This window comes from Vreelandella halophytica (assembly GCF_968193635.1).
In genome coordinates this window covers 377,787-399,250 of the sequence record NZ_OZ309107.1, presented here as the reverse complement: position 1 = coordinate 399,250, position 21,464 = coordinate 377,787, and the positions used below count along the sequence as shown (strand labels likewise).

Here is a 21,464-nt window from a genome sequence, read left to right as displayed (position 1 = left end):
AACAAAAAAGACCGCACGTGGCGAACACCTGCGGTCTTTCAAAGGCGCTACAAGGCGGCGGTTAAACCGTTTCGGACGACTTTTTCGCGCCCAGGGCGCGGTCGGCCAGGCCTGCAAGGGTGGCCTGCAGCGCCGGCGATTTGTCGAGCACGCCCTGAATGGACTTGCCGTAACCGATACCGGTGGCGAACTTCTCGAAGATGTCGCCGTCGCCGCCGATCAGCTCGAACTTGGCGTTTTGCAGGGCAGCGGCCATGACCTTGCCGTTTTCCAGCATACCGACACGATGCGCCTCGATCTGGGCCATCACTTCCTTCTCGTGAACCTCCAGGTTCATGCGGAACTCTTCGAAGTTGCGCGCTTCTTCGGACATGTTGTCGTAGGCGCGCAGCTTCTCGACCAGGCCGTTGGCCTCGGCCTTGGCCATCGCCTCGCGGGCCTGGGCCTTGGCGGTACCCAGCTTCTCTTCGCCCATGGCTTCGGCTTCCAGGCGCTGTTCGAGCACGCGCACCTCGGCCATGCCGGCATCTTCGTCGGCCTTGGCATTAGCGGTTTTGACTTCCGCCTGGGCCAAGCCCTCGCTGCGCTGGGCGTGGGCCCGCGCTTCCAGCACCTGGGCTTCGGCCAGACCATCCGCCGCGGCCAGTGCCTGGTGGCCACGCGCCTGCTTCTCTTCGGCGGCGGCGCGCTTCTCGGCGGAATCCAGCTCGGCCTGAGCGCGGATGATGGTTTCTTCGGCTTCGAGCTTGGAGCGCTCGAAGACCGCTTCGGCGGCGCGCACTTCCTTGAGCTTGCTCTCTTCGGCCTCGGCCTGGGCGGCGGTCAGGCGAGTGACTTTCTTACGCTCGGCTTCGGAGCGGTTGCGAACATCGTTGATGTTCTCTTCTTCTTCGGCCACGCTGCGCTCGACGGCGATGCGCTGGCTGGTAATCTCGGCAATGTCCTTGCGCTCTTCTTCCAGCGCTTTCTCCATGCCGATCCGTTCGATCTCGACTGCCCGCTCGCGGTTGACGTCCTCGAGCTCCTTGGCCTGGCGAATACGCACTTCTTCGATCTGGACGGCGCGCTCGCGGGCCTTGGTCGCCATCTCGATCTGGCGCTGCATGTTCTCGTCGGCAATCGCCAGCTCTTCATCGGTCTTGATGCGAGCGGCTTCGCTCTTGGAGCGCTCCTGCTGGCTGACCTGCTCGGCTTCGGACTCTTCGCGCGAGCGTAGGCTTTCGATCTCGCGGCGCTGGCGCGCCTCGGCGTCGGCCTGGGTACGCTCTAATTCGAGCGCCGCTTCCCGCGCCGAGACGTTCTTGCGCTGCACCTCGAGGTCTTGATCGCGCTCGAGCCGGTTGGTCTCGACATTATGCTTCGCGGTGATCTCGGTGATGCACTTGATACCTTCGGAATCAAGAATGTTGTTCGGGTCGAGCGAGCTCTTGGGCGTCTGCTCCAGGTAGTCGATCGCCACGTCTTCGAGCACGTAGCCGTTGAGATCCTGACCGATGGTTTCGACGATGGCGTCGCGGAACTGCTGGCGCTCGTCGAACAGCTGCATGAATTCCATCTTCTTACCGACGGTCTTCAGTGCCTCGCTGAACTTGGCGTTAAAAAGCTCGTTGACGGCGTCGCGGTCCGAGGCGCGGTTAACACCCACGGACTTGGCCACCCGCAGCACGTCTTCGGCGGTCGCGTTAACGCGCAGGTAGAAGGCCACGCTGATGTCGGCGCGCAGGTTATCCCGGCAAATCAAGCCCTCTTTGCCCGTCCGGTTGAGCTCGAGGGTAATGACCGAGATTTGCATGGTTTCGGCGCGGTGAATCACCGGCAGCACCATCGCCCCCGTGAAATAGACCTTCGGCGTGGTTGCCAGATCGTTGACGATCAGCGCCTGGCCCTGGTCGATCTTGCGATAGAACGTTTTGATGAGCGATAAAATCGCCAACAAAAGAACCACAATGATGCCAATGACAAAAAGCGTTGGCATGAGCCACGGTAAGTCCATTTCTTCTCTCCTGTTAACGGGGTGGTCAGTCGTTCGAGCCGGCGTTGAAATCGTCTTCCGGGATGACCCGGTAGGCGTCCTCATCGGCCAGGTAGTTAATCAAAATCGCACGATCCCCCCGTACCAGCGGTTTGTCGCTGCGCACCTGAAGGATGAGATGGTCGCCGTCGATATAGGCGTCGGCGCGCCCACGGGCTCTGTCGACGCTGCCGGAGCGGATCGTACAAAGCGTGCCTGCCAGGCGCTGCTCGGTAGGCAGATGCAGCGCGGGCTTGAAGAGCGGGCGCAGTGGCTTGATCAGCCAGGAGGTAATGAAGATACCCACGAAGAACCCGAGGACCAGCACGACCAGGCTAAAGAGCCCGTATAAAAGCCCGGCAGCGACGTACTCCCCCACCAAGAGCTCGGCGAAATAGCTAAACAGCCAGCCAAACAGCACGACCAGGGTAACGGCCAGCGGGAGTGGCACGCCCTTGAGGCCTAACGTCGCCAGCAGGCCGCCGGCGTCCACGGAGCCATCGGCGCCGTCCATATCGCCCAGGTCGTCACCGGTCATGCCAGACAGCGAGATCAGCCAGTAGATGACGGCCACGCTGAGCAGAATGGTGAAAATCACCGTCGGGAAGGTCGAAATGATCGAGATAAATAAAGGCATGCGCCTTCTATTCCTTGAAAGCCGGGTCAGGATGGCGCTCGCAGCGAACGCCCTGCGCGATAGTGAGAGTCAGCGAGAGCAGGCGCACCGCGCGCTATTTTCCTGCCCTCAGGATTAGCAAAAACTACAGGAGCGATGCTTAAAAGCAAGATATAAGGAGTTTTTAAGCGATCACTTACATAGCGTGTAGGCAATCTCTTACATTTCGAGTTAATTCGACTGTAGTTATTAAAAAATTGAATGGAAGCGTACGTCCTCGATGACCTTATTAGCTTTGCCTTAATAAACGCCACGTCATACATTAAGGCCCCAAGCGCTTACACGGCGCGCCGCAGTACTCTGACGCAACTCGGCAAACGGCTATCCAACTCAGGGATGAATACCATGGATGACACGCTTTCTAACGGCTTCTCTTTGGCCGAGTTTCAGCAAGACCGGCTATCGGCGGATCAGCGCACATTGCTGCAATGGGCCGACTGCGAACTCTATTCGGCCTTTGTGCGCAATGCAGCAGGTGAGGAAGAGCCGGCCGTCGTTCAGATGGACTCGGCGTCACGCTACGTCGCCTCCACCAGCCCGGACACCTTGCACACCCTGCTGGCTGGAGCCAAGCTTGCAGAAGGCAGCGAAGTGGTCGTCAAGCCACTGCCACTCAATGAGTTGGCGCGCAATGCGTACCTCTATGCTGTGGGCCTACACATTCTCGACGACGAAAACGGCCAGTATCTCGACCGCCCGACCCTGCTAACACTGGGGTTGACCGCCGTGGTGGCGTTGCCGGAAAGTAAAGAGACCCTCTACCAAGCGGACATTTTCTTTTTCGCACCAGCGCACGATGCCCAAACCGTGCCGCACGGCGCCGTTCAGTACTGGTACGACGCAAGCCCCGAGCCCTTCGAAAGCCAGGACACGAGCCTAAAAGCGTCGATCTACGTATTTGACGATGAGCTGGATTGGGCCAACCCGCTCTTTCCCGACCTGCCCGAAGGCGCGGTTGCGTTGAGCACCCTTTCGCCCGGCGCTAAGGCCTTTTTCGAGCGTACACGATGGCCGCTGCTAAGAGGCCTGAACCTGGAGCCAGCAAAGCCTCTCGAAGGCGAGCAGCCCTACCACAACAGCCTGGCCGAAGGACAAGCGCTGACCTCTTTCAACCAGCTGCGGGCCATGATGGGGCGGGACATCGTACCCTCAGCCCTGGACATCACCCTGAACGTTGCAGACGCTGACGCGCAGGAGAAAGAATCTGCCAATACCTCGGCGATCTGGAAGGTCACGATCAGCTTTACCACACCCTTGAACATCAAGGCGCTCTTCACACCACTGTGGGTGCCGGCGTCGCTATGTCAGGCCAACACAGAGCTACCCGACACCACCGGCATCCACCGCGCCAGCAAAGCGCTACGCGAGCGTATCGTGGATCATCTCGCCTGGATATTTCTCCACCGAGGGCGAAGTTTCGACGTGGCGCTGTTCGGCAACTGCCTGGAAGGGCTACTACCTGGCCACGTAATCAACCAGTTCGAGCCTTTTCAGCCGGACTACACCGACCACCGTTTTCCCTGCTTGGCGCGCTTTCAATGTGCGGATGAACAGGTGCCCGTACTGCTACTCGGCCAGGAGGGTGGCCACTACGTGTGCAAGCCGCTGAAGAATGCCGATATACAGGAATCGAAGGTACCCACCTCGATCCCCCGCCGCAGCGAACTGATCGATATGGCCTCCCAAAGCATGCCGCTCTCCAGTATTGACGACATTCTGGTGCTCCCCCCCGCGCTCATCGATTTCCCCGAACCGTGGTACGAAGGCATACGGATCAGCGATCAAAATCTCAAGGCGTCGTTTTTTTCCAGCATGCGCGTCAACGTCTTCCTGGACGAGGTCGAGCGAAACGATAGCGCGGCCACCAGCCCCCTGGTGAAAGGGATATTGGGGGCCTGCCTGGTCGTGATGGTGATTACTGCCCTCGTCGCGTTGAGTTTGTAGCTTTCACCGGGTTAATGCGTGAATGGCGAACCTGGAGAACGGCTGCCGCACGGGCATAAAAAAACCCGCCTTCGACCGAGACGGGTGTTTAGATGAGAAGGCCCGGCGCCTGCCCGGGATGGCAGGCGCCGGATAAGCCGCTACTCGGCTTCGAAGATAACCGGGTACTCCTCGACGGGTTCGTCGCAGGCTTCGGCGGCGCGGTATTCGGTGAGGTGAAAATCGGCGCCCTGCCACTGCCAGGTGCGTGCACCGCCACAGCCGCCAGCGCCGCGGTCCTTGTACTGATCACTCAGCACCGCGGTATCGGCATCGAACGTTGGGTCGAAAAGTTGATCGGTGCCGGTCCAACTGCCGTTACGCCACTGGGCAAAGAGTAGCTTGCGCGGATCGGCGTCCTCGGCCTGATAGATCGCCTCATAAGAGGTCTGATAGGCACCGGCGTTGCACGGCACCAGCCACAGATCGCCACTGACCAGATCATCCTCGATTTCGTGATGCTGCGGCGCAATTCCCCGGGCGGGGTCGATCGGCCCACAGGCCTCCCCCACCATTGCGGCTACCTCTTCCGGCAACTCTTGGGGCGCCGAAGAGGTCTCATTCATCTGCGCGGCGGCAAAGCCGGCGGAAACCGTCAGCGTCGCGGCGGTCAACCAGCTTAGTGTGCGTAACATCATATCCACCTCCTGTTTGTGGTTTGCCTTGAATAACGTTTTTCGACAAGCGCTCAAGCGTGCTGGCTACTTCATAACGCATTGTTTGGCCGTCTGTCACGTGGCTATCCAGGTTTAGCTGATTGTTTCAGAGCGATTCGCCCCCGCGCCTGCGGGGAACGGAACGGCATGTAAAAACCAATGAAGAAATCAACGTACAAATTGCAGCGTGTAACGTTACGCGCTACAGTGCTATCGACATTCACAACATGGGAGGGGTTAGCAATGCGATGATTAAAAAGATTAAGCACAAGGGTTTGAAACGGCTCTATACGCATGGTGAAACACAGGGAGTCCAGCAAGATCATGTCATCGATTTGAGAGAAATACTTTCAGCACTGGACGATGCCGTAAAACCCAAGGATATGGATTTGCCCGGGTTGGATTTTCACCCTTTGAAAGGCAAGAGAAAGGATTTTTTCTCGGTGCATGTAAACGGTAATTGGGTGGTCATATTTACGTTTGAAGGCGACCAGGCAACCCTTGTCGATTATTTGGATTACCACTAGTGGCGGCGCATCTTGATAACTGGCTCGGTACGGTTATCAAGGTGCACCGAACAGGTTATTGCCGGCGATGCCGGTAGCCTGGATGGCACCACCTTTAAATAGAGTAGAGAGACTCAAAAAAATGACGATGATGAACCCGCCCCATCCAGGTAGTTTATTGCGCCGTCGGATCGTTCCGGCGCTGGGACTGACGGTCACCGAATTTTCCGAAAAGCTGGGCATGTCACGCGCGGCTGTATCACGCGTATTGAATGAACGCGCCAGCATCTCCCCTGATTTTGCCGTTAGGCTCGAACATGGTGGCATCGGTAATGCCCGGCATTGGCTAGCAATGCAGTCGAGTTACGAGTTGTGGCAGGCTGAGCGTAAAGAGCAGAATCACATAGATAATTTTGCTACTGCTTGACTGGGTCTAATACCCAGCCAAAAAGCCCGGTGTACTGCGACGCCGGGCTTTTTGGGTATAAAGGAAGCTGTGTAAATCAAAACGATGATCTGATTAAACCGCAGAGACTATATGCGTCTTGATAAACGACTCACCCCCACGCCTACGCGGAATGCTTGAACCTCGACATTATAACGCGCGGTGCGACCAAGGGCTTGTTACGCAAGCGACGCCTGCGACTCTTCCACCATCTCCCCCGCCAATTCACCCACCGTACGCACCGCGCTTTCCATCGCCGGCGTGAGCGTGAACGCGTAGTTCAGCCGCAGGCACTGGCGAAACTTGCCCGAGGCGGAGAAGAGCGACCCCGGCGATATATGAAGCGCGTGGGGCGCCAGGCGTTCGTTCAGGCGTACGCAGTCCACCGCGGCGGGCAGCTCCACCCAGAGTAGAAAGCCGCCCTGGGGGTAGCTGATCGCCGTGCCGTCGGGGAAATAGCGCTGCACCCAGTGGATCATCACATCGCGCTGGCGCTGGTATTGGCGAACGACAAAGCGCAGGTGGCGATCGAAATAACCCTTGGCGACGAACTCTGCCACGGCCAACTGGGGGAGCGTGGCCGAGGCGCCGGTGGAGACGTATTTCATGTGCAGCGCCTGGTCGCGGTAGCGCCCCGGTGCCATCCACCCTACTCGAAGCCCCGGCCCCACGGTTTTGGAAAAGCCGCTGCACAGTAGCACCCGGCCATCGTCATCGAAGGATTTTATGGTGGGCGGCCGGGGCTGGCTGAATGACAGGTCGCCGTAGATGTCGTCTTCGATGATCGCCACGTCAAAACGCTGGGCGAGCTGAAACAGCGCTCGCTTACGCGCGGCGGGCATGGTGTAGCCCAGCGGGTTATTAAAGGTGGGCGTGACCTGAATGGCGCGGATCGGCCACTGCTCCAGGGCCAGCTCCAGCGCCTCCAGGCTGATGCCGGTTTGCGGGTCGGTGGGAATCTCGAGCGCCTTCAGGCCGCTGGCCTTGAGAATCTGCATGGTGCCGTAGAAGCTGGGGGAATCGACCGCGACCACGTCGCCGGGCTGGGTCAGGGTGCGCAGCGCGATGGACAGCGCCTCCTGGCAGCCGGTGGTGACCATGATGTCATCCGGGTGTAGCAAACAGCCCGAGGCGACCGCCAGGCGCGCCACCTGCTGGCGAAGCTCGGGGCTTCCAATCAGCTTGTCGTAGTTGAAGCCGTGAAGGTCGGTGCGGCGGTGCAGTCCCGAGAGGATTTTGGAAAGCGGGTTGAGCGTTTCGTACTCTAAATTGGGGATGCCGCGCCCCAGCAGCAGGCGCTGGTCGTCACGCTGGGTGGCGACCATCTCGAGCACCTGGTCCCACTGGGAAACGTCCAGCGGGCGCTGGGCCGGGCGCGACACCGAAGGCAACGCCGCCGGCGCCCGGCGGGCCAACACGAAGTAGCCCGACCGCGGCCTGGATCCGATCACCGCCGAATCCATCAGTTGGCGGTACGCCTCCTGGGCGGTGGAAATACTGACATCCAGCTCCTGGCATACGGCGCGAATCGAGGGTAGCCGCTCGCCCACGGGGTAAATATCGTGCTCGATGCGCTCGCGCAGAATACCCGCCACTTGCTCGTAACGCGTCATACCAGTCTCCCGATGAAGGCTCCAACGACCATACAGATTGAAGGATTTTTACCCTACAGAGCGCTAATATCGACCCTCTGTATCTTAAAATCAATAAATCCTATATCTGTATCCTCATTCACGCGCCGGTTACCTTGGAAAAGCCCTCCCAAGGAGACTCGCCATGCCCCGTTTCAGCCTGAACCAGCTTCGCGCTACCCTACGCAAGTACCTCGAACGCCGCCGCAGCCGCCGCCAGCTGTTGACCCTAGACGACCGCCTGCTGCGCGATATCGGCATGAGCCGCGCCCAGGTCAATCGCGAAGCCAAGCGCCCGTGTTGGCGCAGCTCACTACCCCAAGGAGGCCCGTATGACACGCGCTGATTACTACCTGCTCGATGTATTTACCGATCGACCCTTTACCGGCAACCCGCTGGCGGTGTTTCTGAAAAGCGACGCGCTCGATACCCCCACCATGCAGGCGATCGCCCACGAACTGAACCTGGCGGAAACGGTGTTTCTGGGTACGGCCAAAGCACCCGGGCACTACCCGATGCGCATCTTCACCCCAATCGAGGAGCTGGATTTCGCCGGCCACCCCACCGTGGGCACCGCTCAGCTGCTTGCCGAACTTGGCCTGGTCGAGCGCGAGCAAACGCTGGTATTGGCGCCGCCGGTAGGCGAGTTGGCCGTGCGCTTCTCGGATACAAAAGCCACGTTTACGACCGCCCGCGCGGCCAGCATTGACCCGAGCCCGCTCAGCCGCGAAGGCGCCGTGGCTCTTTTAGGGCTTGAACCTGGCCAGGTACTGGGCGAGCCGGTCGTCGCCTCCTGCGGGCTGGCGTTTCATCTTGTCGAGCTGAGTGATGCCAAGGCCCTGGGCGCCGTGCAGGTGTCCGCCGCCGAGTGGAACGCCACGATTGCCCCGAGCGGCGCCGAGCAGGTCTATCTTTACGTGCGGGAAACCGACACCAATAACGCGGGCGCCATTCGCAGCCGCATGTTCTCGATGCACGATAGTCTTTGCGAGGACCCGGCCACCGGCAGCGCGGCGGCGGCGCTTAGCGGCTATTTGGCTACCCAAGGGGATACGCGCCGCTGGACGATCCACCAGGGCGTTGAGATGGGCCGGCCTAGCGTGATCGAGACTGAAATGAACGGCGATTTGGTGGACGTGAGCGGCCAGGCGGTACTCGTGGGCAAAGGCACGCTCTACTTACCGGATTAACATGAACAAGCCCCACCCGGTTATCCGGATGGGGCTCTCAATGCCGCTGCGCCAGGCGCTAACGCCTGGCGCTTCTCATCAGTTCTGATTGGCGGGAAACGAGAACTCCGCCCGGGTCGCTTCACTGACCGACGGCCAACGCTGAGACACCGCCTTGCGCCGGGTGTAAAAGCGCACCGCGTCCGGGCCATACGCGTGTAGGTCGCCAAACAGCGAGCGCTTCCAGCCGCCGAAGCTGTGGTAGGCCACCGGCACCGGCAGCGGTACGTTGACGCCGACCATGCCCACTTCGATACCGTCGGTGAAGCGGCGCGCCGCCTCGCCGTCGCGGGTGAACAGGCACGTGCCGTTGCCGTACTCGTGGTCGTTGATCAGCTGCATGGCTTCATCCAGGCTGCCCACGCGCACTACGCAGAGCACCGGGCCGAAGATCTCTTCCTGGTAGATGCGCATATCCGCGGTGACGTTGTCGAACAGGCAGCCGCCGACGAAGTAGCCGTTTTCGTGGCCTTTCACGGTCAGCTTGCGGCCGTCGGCCACCAGTTTTGCCCCGGCATTCACGCCCTCTTCGATAAAGCTCAGCACCTTGTCGCGGTGTTCGGCGGTGACCAGCGGGCCCATGTCCAGGCCCTTGTCGGTACCCGGGCCGACCTTGAGATCGGCGATCTTGGGCAGCATGGCGTCCACCAGCCGGTCGGCGGTTTCATCGCCCACGCATACCGCGACCGAAATCGCCATGCAGCGCTCGCCGCAGCTACCGAACGCAGCGCCCATCAGCGTGTTGGCGGCGTTATCGAGATCCGCATCCGGCAGCACCACGGCGTGGTTCTTCGCCCCGCCCAGGGCCTGAACCCGCTTGCCGTTGGCGGTGCCGCGGGTGTAGATCGCCTCGGCCACCGGGGTGGAGCCCACGAACGAGACCGCCTTCACCGCCTTGGCGTCCAGCAGCGTTTCCACCGCCTCGCGGCTGCCGTGGACCACGTTCATCACGCCATCCGGCAGGCCCGCTTCTTTCAAGAGCTCGGCCACGGCCATGGTGGAGGATGGATCCTTCTCCGAGGGCTTCAATATGAAGCAGTTACCGCAGGCGATCGCCATGGGATACATCCAGAGCGGCACCATGGCGGGGAAGTTGAACGGCGTGATGCCGGCCACCACGCCCAGCGGCTGAAAGTTCGACCACGCATCGATGCCTGGGCCCACGTTGTGGGAGTACTCGCCTTTCAAAAGCTCCGGCACGCCGCAGGCGTACTCGACGTTCTCGATGCCGCGCTTGAGCTCGCCCAGGGCGTCTTCCGGCGTCTTGCCGTGCTCTTCACTAACGAGCTGCACCAGGCGCTCTTGGTTGTCTTCCAAAAGCTGCTTAAAGCGGTACATCACCTGGGCGCGCTTGGCCGGGGGCGTATCGCGCCAGGCCGGGAACGCGGCCTGGGCGGCTTCGATTGCACGCTCGACATCCTCGGCACTTGCATCGCACACCTGGCGGATTACTTCGCCGGTCGAGGGGTTGGTGACGTCCAGCGTGCGCGGGCTTTCGACGCGCTCGCCGTTGATGAAATGAGAAACAACGCTCATCGCTTTACTCCAATCGGTTATGCCAACGAATCCAGGGTACTTGCCACCGCATCGAACAGCCGCTCGAGCTCGGCTTCCGTGGTACCAAACGGAGGGCCGAACTGCAGCGTATCGCCACCGAAGCGTACGTAAAAGCCGGCTTCCCAGAGTGCCATATGGGCATCCCGGGGGCGAATGGTCGGGTCGCCGTCGCGCGGGGCAAGCTGAATCGCCCCGGCCAAGCCAAAATTGCGGATATCCACCACGTTCGCGCGGCCTTTTAGCGCGTGCAGCTTCGCCTCGAACGCCGGGGCGATACCGCGTACCTGGCCGGGGAAGTCTTCGCGCTCGAACAGTTCGAGCGAGGCCAGCCCCGCCGCGCAGGCTACCGGGTGGGCGCTGTAGGTGTAGCCGTGGACGAACTCGATGGCGTGGTCCGGCCCGCCGCCGTGCATGAAGGTATCGAAGATCTCACTGTTGGCGATCACCGCGCCCATGGGCACCGCGCCGTTGGTGACCTGCTTGGCCACGTTCATGATGTCCGGCGTCACGCCAAAGGCCTCGGCGCCGGTACGCGCGCCACTGCGCCCGAAGGCGGTAATCACTTCGTCGAAAATCAACAGGATATCGTGCTCGGTACAGATCTGGCGCAGCCGGTCCAGGTAACCTTTCGGCGGCACGATGACGCCGGCGGAGCCGGACATCGGCTCGACGATCACCGCGGCGATGTTCGAGGCGTCGTGCAGGGCGATCTGGTCGAGCAGCGCATCGGCAAGCTCCGCGCCGGTCTCGGCCTGGCCCTTGGTGAAGGCGTGGCCAGTCTGGAGGGTGTGCGGCAAGTGCGTGACGTCCAGCAGCTGGCCGTAGTGCTTACGGTTGCCACCAATGCCGCCCATGCTCGTGCCGCCCACGTTCACACCGTGATACCCCTTGGCGCGGCCGACCAGCCGCGTCTTTTCGGGCTTGCCTTTCAAGCGCCAGTAGGCCCGGGCCATCTTGAGCGAGGTGTCTGCCGCATCAGAGCCGGAGTTGGTGAAAAAGACGTGGTCGAGCCCTTTAGGCGTAAGACTTGCGATCTTCTCCGCCAGCTCGAACGCCAGGGGGTGGCCGATTTGAAAACCCGGGGCGAAATCCAGCGAACCGAGCTGCTTCGAGACGGCTTTTTGGATCTCCTCCCGGTTGTGCCCCGCGCCACACGTCCAGAGCCCGGAGAGCGAATCGAAAAGCTTACGGCCCTGGTCGTCGATGTAGTAGCGCCCCTCGGCGCCGGTAATCACCCGGGGGTGAGCGCGAAAATCGCGGTTGCCGGTGTAGGGCATCCAGTAGTGCTGGTTCATCGTTTCGTTGGCGCCTTGCTGGGCCCCAGCGTGCGAGGTCGTGGAGAGATCCGTCACGGTGGCAAACTCCATAGCGATAGGGATATGAAGTCAGCATGCGTTACGAAATACGTTTATCAAACAAGATTTCTCTTTAGCTCACGTTAGTAAATTTATACGTAATACGTGGCCGTGACAGGCACGCACTCCTTGACGTTTTTTGTGAACAGCCCTAATTATTGTATTTATACGAATAAATATAAAAACCGATAAGCACGCCTACCCAGGTCACACATCGCGGCGCCCTTGCGGCTCTCGACGGTGCTGACTGCCGCTCACAACTACGTATAAAGCGGATATCAACAAAGGGCTAACTCGTCATGAAGCACTTCCCTCCTGCCAAGCTGTGGCTGTATGGCGCCATCGCGTTTGGTTTTGTAATGCTGGAAAGCCCCCTCATCCTGGTGGCCAATCGTATCGAGCCGACGGTGCTCGGCATTCCCTTCTTTCTGGCCTGGAACCTGTTCTGGTGGCTGATGCTGACGCTGACGTTTTTGGTGGCGTATTTCACCGACTGGGGCAGCGCGGCACCGGCTCGTCGAGCGGACCACCCCACTGATCAGGGAGAAAAATAATGTCTGGCAGCCTCTTTATCATTGCGGCCTTCATGATCATCCCGTTGATCGTTGGGGTGCTATCGGCCCGCCAATCCCAGGCCACCAGCGAGGACTTCTTCGTTCAGGGCCGGGCAATGGGCAGTATTGCGGTATTTTTTACCGTGGCGGCGACCTGGTGGAGCGCCTTCGCGTTTCTGGGCTCCAACGCCACCTTCTACACCAACGGGCCGGTCTTTCTCACCGCCCTTGCCTGGAATCTCCAGTTTGGCTTCATGTATTACGCCGTGGGTAAACGGGTCTGGTTTCTGGGCAAGCGGTTCGACTATTTAACGCCTTCGGACCTGATGGGCGACTTTTATAACAGCGAGGCGCTGCGCATCACTGTGGCCGCCATCATTCTGTTTTTTACCGTCCCCTATCTGCAGATCCAGCTCACCGGCGGCGCCTACTTGATCGAAGTCGCCTCCAACGGCTTGATTCCCTTCTGGCTGGCGGCGCTGCTTTTCTACTTCATCATCATCGTTTACGTCTGGATCGGCGGTATCCGCGCCATCGCCTGGACCGATGTGATCTACGGCGCCCTGCTGTTTTTCGGCATGATGTACGCGGGCTACTACATCTCGAACCAGTTGGGCGGGCCTGTCGCGCTATTCAGCCAGCTACAGCAATCCTCGCCGGCGCACCTGACCCTGCCGGGGCCGAACGGCAACATGGGCTACCCCATGTGGTTCTCGCTGTTTGCGATTACCGCCATCGGCGCCTTCATGGGCCCGCAAATCTGGCTGCGCATGTACTCGGTCAAGCACGGCAAGCTTTTCAACCTGATGCCCTTTTTGCTGGGCCTGGCAGCCTTTGCCTACGTGGGTTCGGTGCTGTCGGGCTACTCCGGCGTGCTGCTGGAGCCGGGCGTGGAAAACCCCGACCAGATCCTGCCCATCATGCTGATGGAGTACGCCCCTTATCTGCTTGCCTCGCTGATCATGGCGGCGGGCGCTTCGGCGGCGATGTCGACGGCCAACTCCCAGATCCACGCGGTGTCCACCGTGGTCACCATGGATATCTACAAGCGCTACGTGAACCGGGACGCGAGCCAGATACGCATCGTGACCATCGGGCGCTACTCGCTGGTCGGCTTCTCGCTGGCCGCTTACATCATGGCGCTCACCGTGCCCGGCGTGCTGGTGACTATCGGCATTGCCGCGCTGGCGGGTACCGCGCAGCTGATCGTGCCCACCGTTGGCGCTATCGCCTGGAAGCGAGCCCACCCCATCGCCGCCCTGGCCGGCCTGTGGGCGGGCGTGGCCTGCGTACTGCTGATGACCTTTGGCCCGCTGAGCGCGCCCTTCGGTTTTCACGCCGGCATCTGGGGGCTTTTGCTCAACGTTTTGCTGTTTATCGGGCTGAGCCGTGCGTTAGAGCGCCGCGACACCGAGGTGGTCGAACGCTTCACCCAGGCGCGTAGAGAGTACGACGCCGAGTACCACCCGGAGCGCCTGACCACCGATACCGCTTCCACCGCTACGCGTAACCGGTAAGGAGCGCCTTGATGGCTCACCCCGCCACGCCCGGCCGCCGCCCCAAGCTCGCCGAGCTGATCAGCGACGACATCAAGCGCTGGATCGCCGCTGAGTCGCTCGGTGAAGGCGACCGGCTGCCCAACGAAAAAGCCTTGATGGAACTCTACGGCAGCGCCAAAGCCACCGTGCGCGAGGCGCTGAAGATTCTCGAGGTCGAGGGGCTGATCACCTTGAAAACCGGCCCCAAAGGGGGTGCGGTGATCAATCAGCCGGGCATGGAACCCGCCAGCCGCATGCTGCGCAATTTTCTGCACTTTCAAAAGCTCGACGGCTGGCAGGTGTACCAGTTGCGCAAACTTCTGGAAGTGGAGCTGGCCGCCTCCGTGGTCGGTCGGCTGAGTGAGGAAGATTACCGCCAGCTCGAAGCCAATATGGCCGCTTGCGGCGGCTGTGGTGCCAGCGAGGACGATCACCGCCATCAGCGGTTTCTGGAGCTCGAGTTCCATCAGCTGCTGGCGGCCGCCTGCCCCAACCCATTGCTTGCATTCATGTGCCGGTTTCTCAACGACATGCTGCGCGACCTGGTCGTCATCAAGAAGGCTTACGTGCCCGAACGCGGCCAGTTCGACCGGGCCAACCAGGACTACCACCGTCAATTGGTAGAGGCCTACCGCGCCGAGGACACGCCGCGCGTGCGCAAGATAATGGCCGAGCACATGGCGGATGCGGAATTTCACATGAGCGCCCTGGAAGCCGAGATGGCCGCCCAGATGCTGACCGGCAGCCTTCACTTCGATTCACATCAACGCTCCAAACTGCACGATTTGCTGACAGACAACGCTCGACCGGCGCCCTCGGCGCTTAACCCTGCGAGGAGAACAAAATGACCGCGACGCAAACCACCCCAACCGACCTGACCACCGACAGCGAGCGCCTTTGGGCCTCGATGATGGAGATGGCCAAGCTGGGCGAAACGCCTAAAGGCGGCGTCAACCGCCAGGCGCTCACCGACCTGGACCGTCAGGGGCGCGATTTATTCATCGAGTGGTGCAAGGCCGAAGGCTGCACGGTGCGTATCGACCGCATCGGTAACATCTTCGCCCGCCGGGAAGGCCGCGACCCGCAGGCCAAGACGGTCATGGCCGGCAGCCACCTGGACAGCCAGCCCACCGGCGGCAAGTATGACGGCGCCTTTGGCGTGCTGGCGAGCCTCGAGGTCGTTCGCACCCTGAACCAGCACAACATCAAAACCCGCGCGCCCGTCGAGATCGCCGCCTGGACCAACGAAGAGGGCTGCCGCTTTGCCCCCTGCATGATGGGCTCCGGCGTGTTTACCGGCGAGCTCGGCTTCGACGAGATGATGGCGCGCACCGATGCCGAGGGCATGACGGCAAGCGACGCGCTGGATGAGACCGGCTATCGCGGCAGCGACGCCGTCTCCCCCGAGGAAATCGCGGCCTACTTCGAACCCCACATCGAGCAGGGCCCCATCCTCGAAGACACCGACACCACCATTGGCGTGGTGATCGGCGCCCTCGGCCAGCAGTGGTTCGACCTCACGCTCACCGGGTTAGAAGCCCACGCCGGCCCCACGCCCATGGATTTACGCCGCGACGCCATGATGGGCGCAGCGGAAGTCACCCAAGCGCTCAACCGTATCGCCCATGCCTACGCCCCCCACGGCCGGGGTACGGTGGGTTACATGGCGCTTCACCCGGGCTCGCGCAACGTGATTCCCGGTCAGGTGAAGATGACTCTGGACATGCGCCATTGGGAACCCGAGGCGCTGGAAGCGATGAGCCGCGAGGTAACCCAGGCCGTCGAGGAGATCAGCAAACGCCACGGGCTCGAGTACGAGCTCACGCCGACAGCGACCTTCGCGCCGGAGTTTTTCGATAAAACCTGCGTCGAGCGTGTTCGCCAGGGCGCCGAGACGTTGGGGCTGTCGCATCAGGAGATCATCAGCGGCGCGGGCCACGACGCTATTTTCATCAATCGCGTGGCGCCGGCGGCGATGATCTTCATCCCCTGCAAGGACGGCATCAGCCACAACGAGGCCGAAAGCGCCACGCCCGAACACGTTCACGCCGGCGCCAACGTGCTGCTCCGGGCGGTGCTGGACGCAGCGGGTATCGATGAAGGGAGCGCGTGATGACCACCCCTTCCCAGGAAACCTTCGAGACGCTCACCGCCTGCGAAGCGCTGGCGCGGTTTCGCGAAGGTACGCTCAGCCCGGAAACCCTCGTCGAAGACTGCCTGGCCCGCATCGCGCGCGACAACCCACGCGTGAACGCCTTTAGCGTGGTCAATGAGCGCGAGGCGCGCGAACTCGCCAGGGCATCGCACCAGCGCTGGCAGCGGGGCGCGCCCTGCGGGCCGCTGGACGGCGTACCGGTGACCATCAAGGATTTGACGCTGACGAAGGGGCTGCCCACCCGCATGGGCTCGACCACCACCTCGCCGGATGGCCCCTGGGAGGTGGACGCGCCCATCAGCCGCCATCTTCGCGCGGCAGGCGCCATCGTGGTCGGCAAGACCACCTCGCCGGAATTTGGCTGGAAAGGCGTGACCGACAACCCGCTGCATGGCATCACCCGCAACCCCTGGAATACCCGGCTGACGCCCGGTGGTTCATCCGGCGGCGCGGGCGCGGCGGCGGCGCTGAACCTGGGGCTACTGCACCAGGGTAGCGATGCGGGCGGCTCCATTCGCATTCCGTGCAGCTTTACCGGCACCTTCGGCATCAAGCCAACGTTTGGCTGGGTACCCCAATGGCCCGCCAGCGCCATGAGCACGCTTTCGCACTTGGGGCCCATGACCCGCACCGCCGCGGACAGCGCGCTGATGTTAAGCGTGATGGCCCAGCCGGACAGCAGGGACGGCTACGCGGGCAACCCACAAGGCCCCGACTGGCGAGCCCCCCCGCCGGCCGACCTGAGCGGCTACCGCATCGCCTTTAGCGCGAACCTGGGTTACGTGGACGTGGCGCCGGACATCGCCAGGCGAGTGGAAGAAGCGGTCACGCACCTTGAAGCGCTGGGTGCCACGGTCGAACGCGTCGACCCGGGCTTCGACAACCCGCTGGAAACGTTTAATACGCTCTGGTTCGCAGGCGCCACCCAGGCGCTGGAAAAGCTCAACGAAACACAGCAAGCGGCCCTGGACCCGGGCTTTTTGGATATTGCCCGGCGTGGGCAGGATGTATCGCTTTCTGCGTACCTGGCCGCCCGGCGCGCGCGCAGCGAGCTGACCGCCCACATGGCGGCGTTTCACGAGCGATATGACCTGCTGGTGACCCCCACCATGCCGATATCACCGTTCACGGCGGGCCATAACGTGCCGCCCGGTGGGCCTTATAAGGATTGGATGGACTGGACGCCGTTCAGCTACCCTTTCAACCTCACTCAGCAACCCGCAGCGTCGATGCCCTGCGGGCTGGATGACCAGGGGCTGCCGGTAGGGCTTCATCTGGTGGCGGGGAAATATCAGGATATGAAGGTGCTGCATGTGGCGCGGGTGTTGGAGGGGGTATTGCCGAGGTTAACGCCACCTGCCGCATGAATATAACCAACGGCAGTGAAATGCTTATCGGGATATTCAATAAGGCGGCGTTTATGTTGAAGGGTGGGCTCGTTTCGTCATAACACCTTGCTCACCGGTGAATTAGGAGCGCAGCGAGTAATTTATCCGCGTGCAGCAACTTGTTATGCTTCGCCCGCACCAAGACTTCGAATGAGGGGTGCAATCTCAACATAATCATCTACCCAGATCACGTTCAACCCAAGCTCGTTTGCGTCTTGCTCCTCCAGCAAATGGGCCAGTTCATCTACCGTCTCGCCCGATGAGACCGTAGACGGAGACTTCTTGATAATGTAGTGACCAAGTACTGAGGAAGGGTTCTTTCGATTTGCGACATCTAGGAGCCTGCGCATATTCGGGTCGGAAAGACTGAGTCCAACAAACAAGCAAACATTCTGACTAAGCTTGTTAAGCTGAATTAAATTTGACCAACTGAATGGATCGATAAATTGGCTGTGATAGGCATCTTCAGAAAAGACAATTTCGTCGTCCTTTTTGATGCGTCCCTTACGGGGCAAGTAACCGTGCACATGATAGATAGGGAGTTCTGACGGCTTCGTCCGCTCACCCTCTTGTGAGATAGCCTTAAACTTAATATGGCTGGCTGCAAGGTTTTCTTCGATGAGCCCATCAAAGTTAAATGTGATTATTGAATCTAGAGGTTTTCCATCTCGTTGTGGGCGAGAAAGATCCACTATCGCATCAATCATTTCGCAACTAGAGGGATTTTTACTATACAGAGCATCACGAAGTTTTGGCAAAAAATCGCTGCCAAGATGAGACTTTAGGTACTTACCAACTACCAAAGAAGAAGGACCATATTTGTCATGGAATTTCTGCGCCTCTGCACCTTTCAAAGAAATTGAATGGTTTTGAGATATCGCGTCCATCATGGACTCAAGTAAGTTCATTAGCAGATCGTTCCATGAGGACACACCTGCTCCGATGGATACGCCCGCGCCGCACACGAGTGTTAGATTTCCAGCTGACAGCGCTAGGGATAGCTGTTTAATTGCGTTATCGTAGTTCCTTTTTCGATCTAGCGCTCGAGGTGCTTTTTTCTTCTTGGAAGTGCCCAAGGCATCTAGAATCCTGCCTAAACCAATTTCTCGGTCTTGGGTTAAATCTACGTAGAGATAGCGCGCCAAATAATCTGGCATGCTGCTTCCATCAATCAATACCGGAATGATCTTTAGCTCACGACCTGAAATATCTCCCAGGGCCAGAGCCGAGTACTCTTTCATTACCCACTTTGATCGAAGGGAAGCCTTACTAACTATCACGATGAGCGCGTCCGCACCCTTCAATCCGGATTCAATTTTATTGAGGAGGTTATCTCCAACGCGAAGAGCCCATTTATCAAACCAGACTTTATGGTTCGCCTCTTTCAACCTACCAGCCAACCACTCGGCAAAGTCTTTATTGTGTTGGCTGTAGCTTAGAAATACGTTCATCGTTCACCTAGATACATAACGCCCGCAACAGCGGAAAATTTAGCGCATAGCGATTAATTTGTCCGGCTGATTGCGTTTGTTAGAATAACTATGAATCTAACTTAGCTGTTAATATCTTAAACCCTGCCGCTCCAAAAAAAACGGCGAAAAAAGCTTCAAACCAGCGGCGAAGTTTTAGATACGTACTACGAACTTTGGGTATTGAGAAAATATAAGCGTAACCTTGAAATATAATTAAACTTTCTAAACCAACAACACCTATTACTTTGATTAAGTCCTGTGGTGAGGTATTAGCTGGTATACCAATGGCATACAATGACCCATAGAACAAAATGGCTTTCGGGTTGGTTAAATGAATGGCAACACCTCGGAGGTATGTTTTCATTAAGCTTGATTTAGAGGTGCTACTTATTTCAATATCTTTGTGATAAATGGATGAACGAAACGCCTTGTAAGCTAAAAATATTAAGTAGCATGCCCCAACGTATCTAACCAGCTCAAGTAACCATGCATTCGTATACATAATAGCACTAAGACCAAATGCTGCTGAACAAGACCAGAAAAAAGACCCTGTTAGCGTTCCGGCCGCCAAAGTCGCACCATGTAAACGCCCTTGACTCATTGATGTTCCTGCAATGGCTAGAGTCGCTGGCCCGGGGCTGGCTACTACAAAAAAAGCAGCTGCGATTATTAAAATATAATTTATTTCCATCATGGTTTTCAGCCCTTTTTCAAGTTTGTACTATCTGTGACTTATTCTAATGCAGAGCGCACCGGCGGCCTTTACAGAGCGAAGCGGCGTAAAGTGCATCCGAGTGCCGCGTTTTGTTAAGGCTTTCGCCCTGTTGTGATTTGATTAGAAAGTACCGGGAGCACATAAATTGTTCTTAACATAGCCTCCGCTATCTCCAGAGCAGCTATTAACTCCGGTGGTCGAGCAACCCCCACTTCATGGGCTGCTACATTCCCTAAAAAACGATGCCCGTGCAATATAGCAGCCTGATCACTCGATAAAACGCCATTGCCAGCCAAGCCGTCTATCAGCTTTTCAAGGTTACTACCTTTGACTCCCCTGTCTTTGCATATGGCTTCTATCAATGCGCGCAGACCTATCGCCGTTAACAAGGGTAGCTGAGCATTCATTGCACCAATAATTTCGCGGTAAATAGATCGAATTTTCAGGGGCAGCAGGTGATTGTCATCAAAGGTATGACGTTGGCTTTTTGAATTTGGATAAGTTCGCCAGCTTGAATCCATTTCTCCTGTGTGAGGGTTCCAGTCAGCCTCGTCCCATTCCGAAATGGCGTATGCATAGCTATCACAACCTGCGCACTGGCAAAAATAGTGCTGCTGGCCCCATTTTTCGACTTCTAATGGATGAGAATCCACAGACCGCTTTGCAATGATCAAGTGGTTTGTAGAGCGCTTGCAATCGCCGCAGTATATTTTGACTTTGTCTCCTATCACCATATTTTCGTAGCCTTAACGCTTGCAGCATGCGGGCCCATGGAATGGAGCCGAAGGCGCAATGTAATGGGGGTCGCCATGCCTGCACTTGTTATACATCATTTGAAACTTGCTCCCAAACCGCTAAGCGCCATTCACTCAAATAAGGCAGACAATTAACCAGCAATAGCTCCTTTTCCCCACACAAGTCAGAAAGCAGATCTGATAGTGGATAATCAGCCGAATCCCTGCTATTGAGAATGGTATCTACTGTTTTTTGCGCCCTATACTGAAGCTCTGAAAGCCAGTAATGCCACTCAGGTTCATGTTTCCAATAGTTGGCCGCAGAGTGGACTAATTTTGCTACTGCGACCCCATTTCTGCTTTTGGGGCCCAATTCTCTTGCTAGCCCAGGGTCAATTTTCACATCACGCAGAATATCGAATAGGTACCGCTGCATGACACAGAACCCTGCGCCGATAAGATATTCACCTTTGTCACACAGGCAGCCTCTATCCCAGACATCCAATTTCATTAATTGAGCATTTGTTTTAGCCAGAGACACATCAATGGAACCCAGCAACTCTTCGAGATAGGAAAATTCGGCGTCCGCAAATTTCACCTGCTCTCCATCGTTAATCACAAGGAACACTGCGAATCCCTCTTGATGTATAACAGTGATTATACGCCCAACCACATAACACCAATAAACGCGCCAGCGCGTTTATTGGTGTTATACAGCCCGCACGCGGCCCATAACTTACTGATCTCTTTAGATCCGATAAACTTTTTAGGCAGCCTATCCACTGTTCACGTGCCCACTCGTTTTACTCGATTCAATCATACCCTATCGCCAAATTTACCTTAGATCACGCAAAAATTT

The 21,464-nt window shown here is 58.6% G+C and carries 20 protein-coding genes; 10 read left to right on the top strand and 10 right to left on the bottom strand.

Features of this window, described 5'->3' with window-relative positions; all coding sequences use genetic code 11:
* Positions 1–61 precede the first annotated feature (61 nt).
* Together ACWHXT_RS01955 and ACWHXT_RS01950 are read right to left on the bottom strand one after the other, a co-directional pair.
* Positions 62–1,993, bottom strand: coding sequence for an SPFH domain-containing protein (locus tag ACWHXT_RS01955; protein WP_447957027.1), 1,932 nt, complete (start codon positions 1,991–1,993; stop codon positions 62–64).
* 25 nt (positions 1,994–2,018) lie between these two features.
* A complete protein-coding gene (locus tag ACWHXT_RS01950) occupies positions 2,019–2,648 on the bottom strand; it encodes a hypothetical protein (RefSeq protein ID WP_447957026.1) in 630 nt (209 codons plus the stop codon).
* A 384-nt stretch (positions 2,649–3,032) separates the two neighbouring features.
* Between ACWHXT_RS01950 and ACWHXT_RS01945 the strand changes: the two genes are divergently transcribed.
* Positions 3,033–4,631 carry a hypothetical protein gene (locus ACWHXT_RS01945; RefSeq protein WP_447957025.1) on the top strand — a complete coding sequence of 533 codons (1,599 nt, stop codon included), beginning with the start codon at positions 3,033–3,035 and terminating at the stop codon, positions 4,629–4,631.
* A gap of 140 nt (positions 4,632–4,771) precedes the next feature.
* Here the strand turns inward: ACWHXT_RS01945 and ACWHXT_RS01940 are convergent, their stop codons facing one another.
* Positions 4,772–5,308 (bottom strand): DUF1176 domain-containing protein, encoded by a 537-nt coding sequence (locus tag ACWHXT_RS01940; protein ID WP_447957024.1) that lies wholly within the window; start codon positions 5,306–5,308, stop codon positions 4,772–4,774.
* 119 nt (positions 5,309–5,427) lie between these two features.
* On the opposite strand from ACWHXT_RS01940, the gene ACWHXT_RS01935 reads away from it, so the two are divergent.
* Both ACWHXT_RS01935 and ACWHXT_RS01930 read left to right on the top strand, forming a co-directional pair.
* Positions 5,428–5,853, top strand: a complete 426-nt coding sequence (locus tag ACWHXT_RS01935; protein WP_447957023.1) for a type II toxin-antitoxin system RelE/ParE family toxin — start codon at positions 5,428–5,430, stop codon at positions 5,851–5,853.
* A 121-nt stretch (positions 5,854–5,974) separates the two neighbouring features.
* Positions 5,975–6,259 carry a HigA family addiction module antitoxin gene (locus ACWHXT_RS01930; protein ID WP_447895020.1) on the top strand — a complete coding sequence of 95 codons (285 nt, stop codon included), beginning with the start codon at positions 5,975–5,977 and terminating at the stop codon, positions 6,257–6,259.
* Between the two features lie 197 nt (positions 6,260–6,456).
* Here the strand turns inward: ACWHXT_RS01930 and ACWHXT_RS01925 are convergent, their stop codons facing one another.
* Positions 6,457–7,890: an aminotransferase-like domain-containing protein gene (locus tag ACWHXT_RS01925; protein WP_447957022.1), complete on the bottom strand. Its 1,434-nt coding sequence runs from the start codon at positions 7,888–7,890 to the stop codon at positions 6,457–6,459.
* A gap of 163 nt (positions 7,891–8,053) precedes the next feature.
* On the opposite strand from ACWHXT_RS01925, the gene ACWHXT_RS01920 reads away from it, so the two are divergent.
* Positions 8,054–8,254 carry a DUF1127 domain-containing protein gene (locus tag ACWHXT_RS01920; protein ID WP_447927846.1) on the top strand — a complete coding sequence of 67 codons (201 nt, stop codon included), beginning with the start codon at positions 8,054–8,056 and terminating at the stop codon, positions 8,252–8,254.
* Positions 8,241–9,098 (top strand): PhzF family phenazine biosynthesis protein, encoded by an 858-nt coding sequence (locus tag ACWHXT_RS01915; RefSeq protein ID WP_447957021.1) that lies wholly within the window; start codon positions 8,241–8,243, stop codon positions 9,096–9,098. The genes ACWHXT_RS01920 and ACWHXT_RS01915 overlap by 14 nt, the downstream gene beginning before the upstream one ends.
* A gap of 78 nt (positions 9,099–9,176) precedes the next feature.
* Here the strand turns inward: ACWHXT_RS01915 and ACWHXT_RS01910 are convergent, their stop codons facing one another.
* Positions 9,177–10,673, bottom strand: coding sequence for a CoA-acylating methylmalonate-semialdehyde dehydrogenase (locus ACWHXT_RS01910; protein ID WP_447957020.1), 1,497 nt, complete (start codon positions 10,671–10,673; stop codon positions 9,177–9,179).
* 17 nt (positions 10,674–10,690) lie between these two features.
* Positions 10,691–11,989 (bottom strand): aminotransferase class III-fold pyridoxal phosphate-dependent enzyme, encoded by a 1,299-nt coding sequence (locus tag ACWHXT_RS01905; protein ID WP_447958001.1) that lies wholly within the window; start codon positions 11,987–11,989, stop codon positions 10,691–10,693.
* 359 nt (positions 11,990–12,348) lie between these two features.
* Here ACWHXT_RS01905 and ACWHXT_RS01900 point away from each other — a divergent pair, with 359 nt between their 5' ends.
* The 5 genes from ACWHXT_RS01900 to ACWHXT_RS01880 are packed head-to-tail and all read left to right on the top strand — an operon-like array spanning position 12,349 to position 17,663.
* Positions 12,349–12,603, top strand: coding sequence for a DUF3311 domain-containing protein (locus ACWHXT_RS01900; protein ID WP_447957019.1), 255 nt, complete (start codon positions 12,349–12,351; stop codon positions 12,601–12,603).
* Entirely contained in the window at positions 12,603–14,120 is a 1,518-nt protein-coding gene (locus ACWHXT_RS01895; protein WP_447957018.1) for a sodium:solute symporter family protein, read from the top strand. Before ACWHXT_RS01900 ends, ACWHXT_RS01895 begins: the two co-directional genes overlap by 1 nt.
* Before the next feature lie 11 nt (positions 14,121–14,131).
* Positions 14,132–14,989, top strand: coding sequence for a FadR/GntR family transcriptional regulator (locus tag ACWHXT_RS01890; protein WP_447957017.1), 858 nt, complete (start codon positions 14,132–14,134; stop codon positions 14,987–14,989).
* A complete protein-coding gene (locus ACWHXT_RS01885) occupies positions 14,986–16,254 on the top strand; it encodes a Zn-dependent hydrolase (protein WP_447957016.1) in 1,269 nt (422 codons plus the stop codon). The genes ACWHXT_RS01890 and ACWHXT_RS01885 overlap by 4 nt, the downstream gene beginning before the upstream one ends.
* Positions 16,254–17,663 carry an amidase gene (locus tag ACWHXT_RS01880; RefSeq protein WP_447957015.1) on the top strand — a complete coding sequence of 470 codons (1,410 nt, stop codon included), beginning with the start codon at positions 16,254–16,256 and terminating at the stop codon, positions 17,661–17,663. The genes ACWHXT_RS01885 and ACWHXT_RS01880 overlap by 1 nt, the downstream gene beginning before the upstream one ends.
* A 143-nt stretch (positions 17,664–17,806) precedes the next feature.
* On the opposite strand, the gene ACWHXT_RS01875 is transcribed toward ACWHXT_RS01880, so the two are convergent.
* The 4 genes from ACWHXT_RS01875 to ACWHXT_RS01860 all read right to left on the bottom strand — a co-directional run bounded on the left by ACWHXT_RS01875 (position 17,807) and on the right by ACWHXT_RS01860 (position 21,233).
* Positions 17,807–19,135: a TIR domain-containing protein gene (locus ACWHXT_RS01875; RefSeq protein WP_447957014.1), complete on the bottom strand. Its 1,329-nt coding sequence runs from the start codon at positions 19,133–19,135 to the stop codon at positions 17,807–17,809.
* A gap of 88 nt (positions 19,136–19,223) precedes the next feature.
* Positions 19,224–19,850 (bottom strand): LysE family translocator, encoded by a 627-nt coding sequence (locus ACWHXT_RS01870; protein WP_447957013.1) that lies wholly within the window; start codon positions 19,848–19,850, stop codon positions 19,224–19,226.
* Between the two features lie 113 nt (positions 19,851–19,963).
* Positions 19,964–20,605, bottom strand: a complete 642-nt coding sequence (locus ACWHXT_RS01865; RefSeq protein ID WP_447957012.1) for a DUF4145 domain-containing protein — start codon at positions 20,603–20,605, stop codon at positions 19,964–19,966.
* A gap of 88 nt (positions 20,606–20,693) precedes the next feature.
* Positions 20,694–21,233, bottom strand: coding sequence for a hypothetical protein (locus ACWHXT_RS01860; RefSeq protein WP_447957011.1), 540 nt, complete (start codon positions 21,231–21,233; stop codon positions 20,694–20,696).
* Positions 21,234–21,464: the final 231 nt, after the last annotated feature.

What these genes read in the sequence shown, in the direction of transcription:
- ACWHXT_RS01930 (WP_447895020.1), top strand. Translation starts at nt 5,975, where the DNA reads ATGACGATGATGAACCCGCCCCATCCAGGTAGTTTATTGCGCCGTCGG.
- ACWHXT_RS01870 (WP_447957013.1), bottom strand. Translation starts at nt 19,850, where the DNA reads ATGATGGAAATAAATTATATTTTAATAATCGCAGCTGCTTTTTTTGTA.
- ACWHXT_RS01890 (WP_447957017.1), top strand. Translation starts at nt 14,132, where the DNA reads ATGGCTCACCCCGCCACGCCCGGCCGCCGCCCCAAGCTCGCCGAGCTG.
- ACWHXT_RS01915 (WP_447957021.1), top strand. Translation starts at nt 8,241, where the DNA reads ATGACACGCGCTGATTACTACCTGCTCGATGTATTTACCGATCGACCC.
- ACWHXT_RS01885 (WP_447957016.1), top strand. Translation starts at nt 14,986, where the DNA reads ATGACCGCGACGCAAACCACCCCAACCGACCTGACCACCGACAGCGAG.
- ACWHXT_RS01945 (WP_447957025.1), top strand. Translation starts at nt 3,033, where the DNA reads ATGGATGACACGCTTTCTAACGGCTTCTCTTTGGCCGAGTTTCAGCAA.
- ACWHXT_RS01920 (WP_447927846.1), top strand. Translation starts at nt 8,054, where the DNA reads ATGCCCCGTTTCAGCCTGAACCAGCTTCGCGCTACCCTACGCAAGTAC.
- ACWHXT_RS01900 (WP_447957019.1), top strand. Translation starts at nt 12,349, where the DNA reads ATGAAGCACTTCCCTCCTGCCAAGCTGTGGCTGTATGGCGCCATCGCG.
- ACWHXT_RS01955 (WP_447957027.1), bottom strand. Translation starts at nt 1,993, where the DNA reads ATGGACTTACCGTGGCTCATGCCAACGCTTTTTGTCATTGGCATCATT.
- ACWHXT_RS01905 (WP_447958001.1), bottom strand. Translation starts at nt 11,989, where the DNA reads ATGAACCAGCACTACTGGATGCCCTACACCGGCAACCGCGATTTTCGC.
- ACWHXT_RS01925 (WP_447957022.1), bottom strand. Translation starts at nt 7,890, where the DNA reads ATGACGCGTTACGAGCAAGTGGCGGGTATTCTGCGCGAGCGCATCGAG.
- ACWHXT_RS01895 (WP_447957018.1), top strand. Translation starts at nt 12,603, where the DNA reads ATGTCTGGCAGCCTCTTTATCATTGCGGCCTTCATGATCATCCCGTTG.
- ACWHXT_RS01880 (WP_447957015.1), top strand. Translation starts at nt 16,254, where the DNA reads ATGACCACCCCTTCCCAGGAAACCTTCGAGACGCTCACCGCCTGCGAA.
- ACWHXT_RS01950 (WP_447957026.1), bottom strand. Translation starts at nt 2,648, where the DNA reads ATGCCTTTATTTATCTCGATCATTTCGACCTTCCCGACGGTGATTTTC.
- ACWHXT_RS01940 (WP_447957024.1), bottom strand. Translation starts at nt 5,308, where the DNA reads ATGATGTTACGCACACTAAGCTGGTTGACCGCCGCGACGCTGACGGTT.
- ACWHXT_RS01865 (WP_447957012.1), bottom strand. Translation starts at nt 20,605, where the DNA reads ATGGTGATAGGAGACAAAGTCAAAATATACTGCGGCGATTGCAAGCGC.
- ACWHXT_RS01910 (WP_447957020.1), bottom strand. Translation starts at nt 10,673, where the DNA reads ATGAGCGTTGTTTCTCATTTCATCAACGGCGAGCGCGTCGAAAGCCCG.
- ACWHXT_RS01875 (WP_447957014.1), bottom strand. Translation starts at nt 19,135, where the DNA reads ATGAACGTATTTCTAAGCTACAGCCAACACAATAAAGACTTTGCCGAG.